Raw genomic sequence first — 12,728 nt, 5'->3', positions numbered from 1 at the left:
GCATTTGAGGGTCATGATTGATTTGATGTTTGAAAGCGTCACCTTCAAGCAATCCCCGCCTCAAACCGCAGATCCTTCCTCAATCCTTCCACACAGAAATCCACAAACGAACGTACCTTCGAGGAGCCACGACGCCCCTCCAGATACACCACATGTACCGGCTCGGGCTCGATCTCGAACCCTGGCAGCACGCACTTGAGTTTCTCGTCCCGCAGGTGTTTGCGTATCTGGTAATACGGCACTTGAGTCAGCCCCCAATCCTGCAAGGCCCCGCCAATTGCAGCCTGGAACGATGTCAGGCTGAGCCGCGAAGCGACATCCACGGTGTAGTCTCGCCCGTCGACCCGGAAGGCCCATTGAGGTGGGCGTTCTGAGGCGGATGTCGAGATGGTCGAGTGTTGGCGTAAATCGTCCGGGTGCTGCGGGGTGCCGTGTTCTGCCAGGTAGGCGGGGGAGGCGCAGACCATGCGGCGTACGCTGCCCACCGGGATTGCCGTCAATGTTGAATCGGGCAGGGCACCAATGCGCACGGCAACGTCAATGCCTTCATCCAGCATGGACACCACCCGATCAACCAGAATCGCGCGGATCTCCACAGACGGGTACTGGCTGAGAAAACGGGTCAGCAGCGGTGTAACGTGCAGCGCACCGAACATCTGAGGCGCTGTCACCGTCAGCAATCCGCCGGGAAGGGTATGCAGGCCACCCGCAGCGTTTTCAGCCTCATCCAGGTCGGCGAGTAAACGGCGGCAATCAATGGCAAAGCGTTGTCCGGCTTCAGTTAGACGCATATTTCGCGTAGTGCGCACCACCAGCAGAATCCCCAGCCGCGTCTCCAGGCTGGCCACGGCCCGCGTGACTGTCGCGGTGGACAAACCAAAGTGTCTGGCAACCCCGGCGAAGCTGGTTTGCTCGGCCAGTGCGGCGAAGAGCGTCATTTCCTGAATTCGATCCATGTTTCACTCGTAGCATGAGGTAGCGTGTCTGGAATGCTAGCAGCATTGCAGGAATAGAAATGGTGAATTGAGTTAGCTGGTAATTCTCTGCAGAAGAGGCAACGAATAGCATGGACCCCTATTCATTCAACCTGGGTTCTTACCATGAGCAAGTCCGATCCATTCGCCGAAGCCCGTGATGCAAATGGCGTCAGTCGGCGCAAGGTCTTACAGGCATCTGCTGTCGGCGCTGCCGCGGCGCTGGGCGCGTCATTCGCGAGCGCTGCCCCTACATCCTCCAAGGCACCTGCAACCAAGGAAAACGTTATGGCACTCGATGATGCGTTCCGCGTTACGTTTCATGCCCAGAAGGTCGGCGAGGTGGAGGTCTTCTATCGCGAAGTCGGTCCCAAGGACGCCCCGGTACTTTTGCTGTTGCACGGCTTCCCGAGCGCCAGCCACATGTTCCGCGACCTGATGCCCTTGCTGGCAAACCAGTACCGCCTCATCGCCCCGGATTTACCGGGTTTCGGTAACACCAAAGCGCCGCCGCGCGGGCAGTTCGATTACACCTTTGAAAACTTATATAAGGTGGTCGAGGGTTTCACCGAGGCGCTGGGCCTGAAGAAATACGCGCTGTACATCTTCGACTACGGCGCGCCAACCGGCTTGCGCCTTGCCGCCGCAAACCCGGAGAAGGTGACCGCAATCATCAGCCAGAACGGCAATGCTTATCTGGAAGGTTTCAGCGATCAGTGGGATCCGTGGCAAGCCTACTGGCGTGATCCTTCCGCGGCCAATCGCGAAGCCTGCCGTCCTTCGTTGTCGCCGGAGACGATTCGTGACTGGCAATACGGCACCGGAGCCGATCCGCAGAAGCTTTCGCCGGACGGCTACAACCTCGACATTCTGTACATGGCGCGGCCTGGCGCAGAAGAAATCCAGCTGGACCTGATTCTCGACTACCGCACTAATGTGGCCGCTTACCCGGCATTTCAGGCGTATTTGCGCAAACACCAACCGCCGTTGCTGGCCGTATGGGGCAAGCACGACCCTGCATTCATTCCGCCGGGGGCCGAGGCGTATCGTAAAGATATCCCGGATGCAGAAGTGCATTTGCTGGATGCTGGCCATTTCACGCTGGAAACCCGTGCGCCAGAAGTGGCCGGCTACATCCGTGAATTTTTATCGCGCAAGTTGAAGAAGTAAGCATCAGGGCAGCCGACATGGCTTGCGCGTCGCAGGCTGCAGCGCGCAATTCATGATCGGCGTTCGAGCCCGGTTAAAAGAGGACGTTTCACATCCCGGCGTCGCGCAGCAAACAGAGCCCCGCAGGAGCGGCTTTGGCCGGGAGGACATCAATCCCGGAGAAGGATAACTGGCAAATGTATTGGCCCTCCGGCAAAAGCCAATCCTCCAGAAAGCCGTCTATCCAGTTATTTTCGTTTTTTCAGATAGAGCGTCATTCAGCAACGCTGCCAGGACACGCCGTGTTGAAGGCCATGAAGCTCTTGGGTAAATAATGGTGAAGATAATCGTTTGAGTGTAATTGATGTCGATACCTATGCTTTTGGATGTTTCCAGCGTATGAATATAAGTAAAATTTTCCGCCTTTCTCAGTCTCCCTGCGCATTTAGCGACGCCATTCTTCCATCGCCCGATATATAAACTGCCACCGTGGTAAAGTCCCCAGATCCTCAACCCTGAGCTAATCCGTGAACGCCGGTGATACTCAATGAAACTGTCTATTTTCATAGGGGTCACTTAGTTAACGAGGTGTATTTCATTCACCTGTTAGCGTTTTCAGGAAAACTATGCGGATTTTGATTGTTGAGGATGACCCCATACTGGCGTTGCTGAACGCTGAAGCGCTTGAAGAAGAGGGTCATGAGATCGTTGGACCCGCTTATGACGAAATCGAAGCGTTGAGGCTTGCCAAGGATTTCCCTGTAGACGTTGCTTTTGTTGATATCAATCTCTCCGGAAACGAAGAGGGCATTGAGGTCGCTAATTTTTTACGTATCCAGCACGGCATTTTTTCTCTTTTTGTGACCGGACAGATTGTCGCCGCCAGCGAGCGGGGGGCTGAGTCAATTGGCGTTTTAAGTAAGCCCTACAGTCTTGATGATCTGACCAACGCTGCATTGATTGCCGGGTTTTGGCTGGCAGGCAAGCCCTCGAATATCCCGAATCCTGGTGCTTTGAAAATCTTCCATGAGCGCCCCGGGCCTCTGAAGGCTTAGCGATGAATGATGAATCTCCAGAGCTCGCCGGAATTGATTTCGAAGAACTGGCAGACAATGCGCCTGTAATGATCTGGCGCTCCAGAACTGATCAGCTATGTGACTGGTTTAACAAGCCATGGCGTGAATTCAGTGGAAGAAGTCTGGAGGAGCTGTACGGCTCAGGATGGCTTCAGGATGTTCATCCTGAGGATCAAGCACTCTGCCAACTTGTGTTCACCAATGCTTTCGCGGTGCGTGAGCTTTTCAGCATGCGTTACCGAATGCGCCGCCATGATGGTGTTTATCGCTGGTTCCTGAATAACGGCAGGCCGTATTTTCGCGAGGGTGAGTTTTCAGGTTTTTTCGGAACCTGCATCGACATTACCGATGAAAAGGAAATGGAGGCGTACCAGAAGGTGCTTCTCGCAGAACTGAATCATCGGGTTAAAAATAATCTGCAGTTGATTATTTCTTTTATGCAGTTATCCCTTCTAAAAGCCGAGGGCGAGGAAGCAAAGGCGCTGATGCGGGACGCCATGAATCGTGTGCAAGGTGTTGGCGTTATTCAGGCTGAATTGCATAAGGCTGTGACGGGGAAAATTGATCTGGCTGTCTATCTGCCGAATCTGGCACGCGCCGCGTTGACGGCGGAAACAGGCGACGCAACGGCTTTGGAGGTCGACGTGAAGTCAGTGCATGTGACGATGCAATTCGCTTCTGACATTGGCCTGATCGTAAACGAGCTGATGACCAATACCGTAAAACACGGGTCTTCTCGTACCTCACCTGTCGAACTCTCGATTCGCAAAGAGGCAGATCGCGAGGTGGAGATTGTCATTGCCGATCACGGGGTTGGCTTCGAGCAACGCCAGGTGGGAAATCAACCCACGAAAGGGTCACGCTTGCGTGGTTTAGGGCTGGTCGATGCGCTCGCGTCCCGGTGTAAGGCAACTGTCACTCGTGAGAACAGCAACGGTGCCTTGACTAGAATCAGGTTCTCTTTGCTCGACTGAGCGGCAGGCGCTTTATATCCCATAGCTCTACAGCCCAGACAGACGAAGGCCGATTGGGATTTCGCACCGACTCAACTCGGGTTGGGAATTCACATCGCATCGGCCATCATGACAAATGTGCAATCTTGGCAGAGCAATAGCCAACGTCATGTGGATGTGTACGAATGGATTTACGCGACCTTTATTACTTCGAAACCATCGCTGATCAAGGCAATCTGGGGCGCGCGGGTGAAAAACTGCATCGCACCCAGCCTGCACTGTCAAAAAGCATTCAACGACTGGAAGAGACACTCGGCACGGCGTTGTTTTTTCGTGAGGGACGGCGCATGCGCCTCACACCCGCAGGTGAACTGCTGCTGATGCGTGCGCGTCATCTGCGTCAGGGCGTGCAGGAAACCCGTCGGGAAATTCAGGACTTCGCCAAAGGTACCGTGGGAAATGTTCGTCTGGGCTGTGGGCCCACAGCGGCTGAATACCTGCTGCCAAGTCTGGTGTCGTTATTGCTGGAAACGGCCCCGGACTTGACCCTGGAGCTGGTCACCGGCCAGAACGATATCCTGCTGAACTCGCTGCGGACCGGGCAACTGGATTTGCTGATTTGCCCGTTGTCGGCGGTCGATGTTTCGCAATTCGAAACCTTTGCCCTGTTGCAGGATGAAGTTGTGGTGGTCGCCAGCGCGGACCATGTGTTGTTCGAGGGGCCGATCACCATGGCGGGTCTGTGTGACTGGCGCTGGGTGCTGGCGGCACCCACGGTGGCTACGCGGCGTTGGCTGGACAATGCTTTTTTCAACCATCAACTGGACACGCCGCAGATTCAGATCCAGACCAACTCCATCAACATGATGCCGCGGCTGATCGCTCACACGCCGCTGTTGAGCTTCATTTCCAGGCACAACCTGGGCGTGGGCAAGATTGGCGCTACCTTGCGTGAGGTGCAATTGCCGGAAACCACCATGAAGCGCAGCTTCGGTCTAGTGATGCGCCGCGAAGCCTATATCTCGCCACCCACCGCTTACGTCGTCGACCTGCTCAAGCGCGAAGGCTCAGGCCTTTTCACCGATCATTCCGATCTGACCTGACCCTTCTACTATCAAACAAAAATGCAATGACCTGATCTGGGATGCTTTTCTTTAGAAGCTCACGAGCATCTCGAGGCAGCGATGGCGTGTTGTCTGATGCACCGCTATCGCGGCCTCGCGATGCTCGTGCGCTCCTACAAGGGATAGTGTTTGCTGCGCGATGGCGTGTTGTCTGATGCACTGCTATCGCGGCCTCGCGGTGCTCGTGCGCTCCTACAAGTAATAGTGTTTGCTGTGCGATGGCGTCTTGTCTGATGAACCGCTATCGCGGCCTCGCGGTGCTCGTGCGCTCCTGCAAGTAATAGTGTTTGCTGTGCGATGGCGTCTTGTCTGATGAACCGCTATCGCGGCCTCGCGGTGCTCGTGCGCTCCTGCAAGGGATAGTGTTTGCTGCGCGATAGCGTGTTGTCTGATGCACTGCTATCGCGGCCTCGCGATGCTCGTGCGCTCCTACAGGGATAGTGTTTGCTGCGCGACTGCGCTGTGTCCGGACACAGTGTCTCCCGAGTGTTACCCATTGCCCCAGCAAGGGCGGGCTGTGGGTAATTGCATCAATTTAATTCATAGTTGAATAAAAAAGCGGAAATAGATTTATACGAAGAAAAGGTTAAACATGGATGCCATAAGCGGTAGATATCGTCCGTCGATGTCTGAACCGATGCCAATAATTAAAACAAGGCGTCCTTTATGACTTACTCCATTCTTGTCACCGCCGAACGCCTGGCTCCGGCTGGACTGGATATCCTCACGCAGCGCGGCTGCCGGGTGTTGTTTGTTCGCGCCGGGCAGGAAGTCGCTGACATCGAGCGGTTGATGGCCAGCGAGCCGATCGACGCGGTGATCTCCCGGACTTTCGAGCTGAGCGAGCAGGCGATTACCGCTTGCCCGACCCTGAAAGTCATCTCCAAACACGGTGTTGGCGTCAGCAATATCCATGTCGCTGCGGCGAGCGCCCGGGGCGTTCCGGTTTACGTCACTCCCGGTGCCAACGCGCAGTCGGTGTGTGAAATGACCCTGGGCCTGATGTTCGCTGCGGCACGTAAAGTCAGCTGGATGGACAGCGAGATTCGCGCCGGGCGCTGGTCTCGTGCGCAAGACGGGCTGGAGTTGAGCGGGCGCACGCTGGGCCTGGTGGGTTTTGGTCAGGTGGCGCGCAAAGTCTCGACGGTGTGTCAGGCGCTCGGTATGCGGGTGCGGGTCTACGATCCGTTTCTCAACGCCGACAGTGATCTGCAGGGTGCTGAGGCCGTGCAATCGTTGGCTGCGTTGCTCAGTGAAAGCCACGTCCTGAGCCTGCACGTGCCGCTCACTGCACAGACCCGAAACCTGATTGGCGCTACCGAATTGGCAATGCTTCCCGAAGGCGCGGTGTTGATCAACACCGCTCGCGGCGAAGTGGTGGATGAAGCCGCTCTGGTTGACGCGCTACGCAGCGGCCAATTGTACGCGGCAGGTCTGGACACCATGGCCATCGAACCTCTGCCGTCCAACAGTCCCTTATTGCAACTGGATAACGTCGTGCTGACCCCGCATGTGGGCGGTTCGACCCCCGCTGCATTGGCTGCAATGGCTCGGGACGCGGCCAACAACGTTCTGGATTTTCTCGACGGCAAGCCTGTGCCGCGTACGTCGTGCGTCAACGCTGACCTGCTTTCCCTTTGACTGGAGATTTACCATGACCGTTTCTGCTCTCAATGACTGGCCAACCGGCTACCGCATCAATCCGCGTAACGGCGATCTCGATGCTGAACTGATCGAAGCCTTCCGAAGCGTTCCGGTGGCGGTGGCTGGGGATTGCCTGGGGCGCGGCATCGGCGCCAGAGGCCTGCACGTTTATCACGGCGATCTGTCGCTCAAGTTGTGTGGCCCGGCTTTTACCCTGCGCGTTCGGCCGGGCGACAACCTGATGGTGCATAAGGCACTAATGATGGTGCAGCCCGGCGATGTATTGGTCATCGACGGCGCGGGCGATGTCAGCCAGGCGGTGATCGGTGGCCTGGTTCGTACGACGGCCTTGCGGGTCAAGCTTGGCGGCATCGTTATCGACGGGGCGGTCCGTGATCTCGAGGAGCTGGCCGAAGGCATCCTGCCGGTGTTTGCAGCAGGGCATACCCATCGTGGCCCAAGCAAGGATGGCCCCGGCGAAATCAATGTGCCGATTGCCTGCGCCGGACTGTGCGTCATGCCCGGCGATTTGATTCTCGGTGATGCGGACGGTGTGCTGGCAGTCCCTCAGGCCGATGTCGCGGCGCTGCTGCCGAAAGCCATCGCGCACCTGGAGCGTGAGGCGTCTATTCGCGAAAACAATCGTCTTGGAACCGCTGATCCAGAGCGCTTCGACGCACTACTGCGCGCCAAAGGTCTACCGGTCTGAATACGTTGCACTGATGCTTGCCTGACCATAGCCCTCGGCAATCGACGGCGGGGGGCGGCGCTTCAAATTCGTCAAAAGTCACCCAGATAAAACTAAAAACAAGAGGGAAACCATGCTGACGATCCTCAGCTATACGATGATCATTTGCTTCATGTACCTGGTCATGAGCCGCCGTCTTTCGCCCTTGGTGGCATTGATGCTGGTACCGGTGGTATTCGCCTGCATCGGCGGCTTTGCGGCGGGCCTGGGCCCGATGATGATCGACGGGGTGAAGATGCTTGCCCCCACCGGCATCATGCTGACTTTTGCGATCCTGTACTTTTCGATGATGACCGACGCCGGGCTATTCAACCCGCTGGTCAAAGTGATCCTGAAAGTGGTTCAGGGTGACCCGCAGAAAATCGTGATTGGCAGCGCCATTCTCGGCATCTGTGTCGGTCTGGATGGCGACGGCGCGACGACTTACATCATCACCACGGCCGCATTGCTGCCGCTGTACCGACGCACAGGCATTCGCCTGCAAGTCATGGCGACCGTTTTGTTGCTCAGCAACGGCGTGATGAACATGCTGCCCTGGGCCGGGCCGTTTTCGCGCGCCGCCAGTGCCATGCACGTGGACGTCGCCGATTTGTTCATGGAAATGCTGCCGATGATGCTGGCCGCGCTGGCCTGGGTGGTGTTTGTCGCGTTTCTGCTCGGGCGCATGGAGAAGCGTCGTTTGGGCGTTATCGAGCTGCGAGGAGGTGAGGGCATGGATCACTTCCAGGAGTCCGCACCGGGGGACTGGCGCTTCGCATTCAACGCCGTGCTGACGATTGCCCTGATTGCCTGCATGGTCATGAGCGTGTTGCCGCTGCCTATTCTGTTCATGCTGGCCTTCGGTATCGGTGCGGTGGTCAACTTCCCGAAAATCGAAGACCAGAAAGCCCTGATCTCCCGTCATGCGGGCAATGTGATGCTGGTCTCGCTGCTGATTTTTGCGGCCGGGATCTTCGTCGGCATCATGACCGGCACCGGCATGATCAAGGCCATCTCAGAGAGCCTGATCTACGTCATCCCGCAGTGGGCCGGGCAGTACATGTCGTTGATCACCGCGTTCATCAGTATGCCGGGCACCTACGTACTCACTAACGATGCGTTTTACTTCGGCATCCTGCCGATCCTCGCAGACACCGCCAGTCACTATGGCATCGGGCCTATGGAAATGGCTGTTGCCGGGCTGATCGGGCAACCGGTGCATGTGTTGAGTCCTCTGGTTGCATCGACTTACCTGCTGTGCGGTTTGCTGGATGTCGATTACGCGAACAACCAGCGTATTTCTTTCAAATGGTCGGTGGGCACCGTGGGCGTCATGTTTGTGATGTCGCTGCTGATCGGCGCGCTTTCCATCCTGCACTAAAGCAGTGGCCATCGGCCTTGTGCCGATGGCCTGTATCCGAGGTCATTTTCATGCACAACAATCACGACATCGATATTTTGATCAGCGAAGTCGGCCCTCGTGACGGGCTGCAAAGCGTCAAGGCGAGCATGCCTACCCAGCTCAAGATCGAGTGGCTAACAGCACTCGCGGCGTCCGGTTTACGTGAGATTGAAATCGGGTCGTTCGTATCGCCCAAGCTGCTGCCACAGATGGCTGACGCCGCACAGCTGGTCGCTCACGCGCGAACCTTGCCGGGACTATTCGTCACCGCTTTAGTGCCCAATCTCAAAGGTGCGCAGGCCGCATTTGACGCCGGGGTACAGAAAATCACCCTGCCTGTTTCGGTCAGCGAACCTCATTCACTGGCAAACATTCGCAAGACCCATGCGCAGGTTATTGAAGAAGTCCGCACTGTCGTTGCGCTACGCGATCAGCAGTACCCGCACATCTTGATCGAGGCGGGTCTTTCGACTGTATTTGGCTGCACCTTGCAAGGCGTGGTCCCCGCCGATGACGTCATTCGTATGGCCGTGACCATGGCCGGGCTTGGGGTGGACGAGGTGGGGCTGGCCGACACGGTGGGCTATGCCAATCCGACTCAGGTCCGCCAGTTATTCACCCGTTTGCGCCATGAGCTGGGGGCGGTCGCGGGCAGCGCTCATTTTCACAACACCCGAGGGCAGGGGCTGGCCAACGTTGTGGCCGCGCTCGAAGCCGGAGTGACCACGATTGACGCTTCTCAAGGCGGATTGGGCGGCTGCCCTTACGCGCCTGGCGCCTCGGGGAACATCGTGACCGAGGACCTGGTTTACCTGCTCGAATCCATGGGCCTGCGCACCGGCGTCGATATCGATCGTCTGGTCGCTGCGCGTGAATGGCTGCATAAGGGCCTGCCCGGCGAACCGCTTTATGGGTTCATTCCTGATGCCGGAGTCGGCAAGAATTTTCGTTACGCAAGCAAGGGTCAATGAACATGCAATCGACGACTGAAAAGGTTCTGCCGTTGGCAGGCATTCGTGTGATCGAGTTTGTGCACATGGTCATGGGGCCGACCTGCGGTCTGGTGCTGGCTGATCTGGGCGCAGAGGTAATCAAGGTGGAGCCGGCACCCGCCGGGGACAATACGCGGCGCTTGCGTGGTTCCGGCGCAGGTTACTGGATGACCTACAACCGCAATAAAAAAAGCTTCGCCGTCGACATGAAAACCGAAGAAGGGATGGTGGCGGTTCGTAAACTCATCGCCAGTGCGGACGTCGTCACCGAAAACTTTCGCCCCGGTGCCATGGAAAAACTGGCGCTGGGATACGAGCAGGTCAAAGCGATCAAACCCTCCATCATCTACAGCTCAATGAAAGGATTCTTGCCCGGACCTTACGATCAACGACCGGCCCTGGATGAAGTGGTGCAGATGATGACCGGGCTTGCCTACATGACCGGGCCCGTCGGTCGGCCTTTGCGGGCCGGAGCTTCGGTGAACGATGTAATGGGCGGCATGTTCAGTGCCATTTCAATCCTGGCTGCTCTGCATCAGCGCAATTCCACAGGCCTGGGGCAGTTCGTACAGACCGGCCTGTTCGAAAACTCAGCCTTCCTCGTTGCGCAACACATGATGCAGAAAGTCGTCACGGGCAAGGCCGCTGCGCCGATGCCTAATCGGGTCTCGGCCTGGGCGATTTATGACGTATTCACCACCGCCGACAATGAACAGGTTTTTCTCGGGGTCGTCAGCGACGGCCAGTGGCAAAGTTTCTGCAAAGCCTTTGGTTTCAAAGAATGGGCCGTGGACCCCACGCTTGTGCTGAACAACCAGCGGGTACAAGCGCGTGACGACATTTTGCCGCGAGTGCGCGAGTGTCTGGGTGACATGAGCAAGGTTGAGGTCATGGCACGTTGCGAAGCGGCAGGTTTGCCGTTCTCGCCCATTCAGCGCCCGGAGGACCTGTTTGAGGATCATCACCTGAATGCATCGGGCGGCATGGCGGCGCTAAAGACCCCCGATGGCGCTGATGTGAAAGTACCAATGTTGCCGTTCGAAATGGATGGACAGCGTTTCGGCACTCGGCTCAACGTGCCTGAGCTTGGTAGTCATTCAACTGAGCTGCTTGGCGAGTTAGGCTATTGCGACGAGGATATACAGGCGTTGCAGGCTGCTGGTGTGGTTCAAGGTTAGGGGGGGTGACCGTAAATGAATCAGGTCAATACTTCACGGCGCGTGAAGCGACCTTCTATTGCCACCCTGGAGGATGATCAAGTGGACTCCGGATCCATTCGCTAAAGCCGGTCCTGTCAAACAAAATGCAATCACCTGATTTGGAATGCTTTTCTGTGGGAGATCCCCCCGTCGTCCAGACGCCGCGCCGTCGCGCAGCAAACACGGGCCTGTAGGAGTGAGCTTGCTCGCGATTCGATTTCATGGTTAACGAATTTATCGCATGAACTGACGCCATCGCGAGCAATGTGGATCGCCACCCCGGTCACTCCAACAGCTCCCCCGTTTATTCAGTGATTTATATTTTGTTTGATAGGAACTTACGAGCACCGCGAGGCAGCGATGGCGGTCTGTCTGATACACCGCTATCGCGGCCTCGCGGTGCTCGTGCGCTCCTACAAGTCCAATGTTTGCAGCGAGACAGCGCCGTGTCAGGGACGCCGGGCGATCTGCTAGGGTTCAAAGGCGCAGCAAGCTTGCAGGCCAGGCTTGCTATCGCGCGGAATCCCGAATCCTGCTTTCAGGGTGATAGGCTCCGTATCTGGATAAAGCGTGCGCGGGTTTGGCAGCGTCAGAATGATCGAGCAGACTTCCAATCCATTTGCGGACGTTGGTCAAGGAGTTGTACATGGCAAATCGAGTTTACTTGATGAATCACAGCCAATCCGAACCCGCCCTGGCTGCCGAACTGGAGGATGCCTGTTTGCTGGCCGCCAGTTATCAGTTACCAATTTTATGGTTGGCGTTGTTCGATTCGGATGACTTGGTTAACGTTCTTGTACATTGCGAAAACGATGCGGGTGAGCTGGATAGCGAGCTGATTTTGACTTGCTTTGCGTCCACCAGGAAAGCACTGAAGACTTACAGCTCAAGAAGACAGAGCCTTCAGGCGGCATTAGGTGCTGACAGCGCGACCGGTCTGGCTGAGTGGGAGGCGTTCATTGCCAGCCAGTTGCAAGGCTCAGTGGTTCAGATCGATCTGACTGAACTCTGGATGTTGTATGGCGACGCAGATGCGCTGGATGCCCAGGTCAGCGAATGGCTGGCGGGGCTCGATGACACCACGAGTGGTGCATGGATATCTTTCTGTCATCAGGCAAACCTGGATGACGCTGATACACGTCGTTACGGTGTTCGCGGCTATCCGTGGAATGCGAAGCCGGGATGGCAGTGAGGTGGAGTTTGATATTCAATCCGCAGATCGCCATCGCAGGTTGATTAAGTCATTCAAGGCGCGTCGATGATGATGGAAATATTGGCTGAGGTCTTTTTTCGTATCATTTGCTACCCCATAGGCTGGCCAGTGATGAAGATTTTTACACTGGGAAAGTACCCTGTTAAAGGGTCCTGGTTTGCCCAAACCATTCAGTCCGAATGGACGTCTGCGATTGGGCTGGCCGTACTGGTGATTGCAATGATGGCGGCACTGAAGCAGTTCGTGATTACGTAGAAAATCTTATATATCTCCCG

At 56.6% G+C, this 12,728-nt stretch carries 12 protein-coding genes; 11 read left to right on the top strand and 1 reads right to left on the bottom strand.

What is annotated here, in order from left to right; translation table 11 throughout:
- Positions 1–44: 44 nt before the first annotated feature.
- The gene (locus H8S59_RS01730) at positions 45–956 is read right to left on the bottom strand and encodes a LysR family transcriptional regulator (protein ID WP_187520263.1); all 912 of its coding nucleotides are present in this window, start codon (positions 954–956) and stop codon (positions 45–47) included.
- Positions 957–1,262: 306 nt separating this feature from the next.
- Here H8S59_RS01730 and H8S59_RS01725 point away from each other — a divergent pair, with 306 nt between their 5' ends.
- From H8S59_RS01725 to H8S59_RS01675, 11 genes are all read left to right on the top strand, one after another.
- The gene (locus tag H8S59_RS01725; protein WP_187520270.1) at positions 1,263–2,144 is read left to right on the top strand and encodes an alpha/beta fold hydrolase; all 882 of its coding nucleotides are present in this window, start codon (positions 1,263–1,265) and stop codon (positions 2,142–2,144) included.
- A gap of 605 nt (positions 2,145–2,749) precedes the next feature.
- On the top strand, positions 2,750–3,178 hold the full coding sequence (locus tag H8S59_RS01720) for a response regulator (RefSeq protein ID WP_187520262.1): 429 nt from the start codon (positions 2,750–2,752) through the stop codon (positions 3,176–3,178).
- A 2-nt stretch (positions 3,179–3,180) separates the two neighbouring features.
- On the top strand, positions 3,181–4,173 hold the full coding sequence (locus tag H8S59_RS01715) for a sensor histidine kinase (RefSeq protein ID WP_187520261.1): 993 nt from the start codon (positions 3,181–3,183) through the stop codon (positions 4,171–4,173).
- A 164-nt stretch (positions 4,174–4,337) separates the two neighbouring features.
- Positions 4,338–5,255, top strand: coding sequence for a LysR family transcriptional regulator (locus H8S59_RS01710; protein ID WP_095093302.1), 918 nt, complete (start codon positions 4,338–4,340; stop codon positions 5,253–5,255).
- 687 nt (positions 5,256–5,942) lie between these two features.
- On the top strand, positions 5,943–6,917 hold the full coding sequence (locus H8S59_RS01705; RefSeq protein WP_187520260.1) for a hydroxyacid dehydrogenase: 975 nt from the start codon (positions 5,943–5,945) through the stop codon (positions 6,915–6,917).
- A 13-nt stretch (positions 6,918–6,930) separates the two neighbouring features.
- Positions 6,931–7,629, top strand: coding sequence for an RraA family protein (locus tag H8S59_RS01700; RefSeq protein WP_187520259.1), 699 nt, complete (start codon positions 6,931–6,933; stop codon positions 7,627–7,629).
- A 112-nt stretch (positions 7,630–7,741) separates the two neighbouring features.
- The gene (locus tag H8S59_RS01695) at positions 7,742–9,028 is read left to right on the top strand and encodes a CitMHS family transporter (protein ID WP_187520258.1); all 1,287 of its coding nucleotides are present in this window, start codon (positions 7,742–7,744) and stop codon (positions 9,026–9,028) included.
- A gap of 50 nt (positions 9,029–9,078) precedes the next feature.
- Complete coding sequence (locus H8S59_RS01690; RefSeq protein WP_187520257.1) at positions 9,079–10,020, top strand: hydroxymethylglutaryl-CoA lyase; 942 nt, start codon at positions 9,079–9,081, stop codon at positions 10,018–10,020.
- A 2-nt stretch (positions 10,021–10,022) separates the two neighbouring features.
- Positions 10,023–11,219, top strand: coding sequence for a CaiB/BaiF CoA transferase family protein (locus tag H8S59_RS01685; protein ID WP_187520269.1), 1,197 nt, complete (start codon positions 10,023–10,025; stop codon positions 11,217–11,219).
- 667 nt (positions 11,220–11,886) lie between these two features.
- The gene (locus H8S59_RS01680; RefSeq protein ID WP_187520256.1) at positions 11,887–12,432 is read left to right on the top strand and encodes a hypothetical protein; all 546 of its coding nucleotides are present in this window, start codon (positions 11,887–11,889) and stop codon (positions 12,430–12,432) included.
- 66 nt (positions 12,433–12,498) lie between these two features.
- A complete protein-coding gene (locus H8S59_RS01675) occupies positions 12,499–12,708 on the top strand; it encodes a hypothetical protein (protein WP_425504538.1) in 210 nt (69 codons plus the stop codon).
- Positions 12,709–12,728: the final 20 nt, after the last annotated feature.

Origin of the sequence: Pseudomonas folii, from assembly GCF_014357575.1 — a bacterium.
GTDB classification, from domain to species: Bacteria; Pseudomonadota; Gammaproteobacteria; order Pseudomonadales; family Pseudomonadaceae; genus Aquipseudomonas; species Aquipseudomonas folii.
Note: the sequence above shows the minus strand (reverse complement) of the source record. Positions and strands in the feature narration are given on the sequence as shown.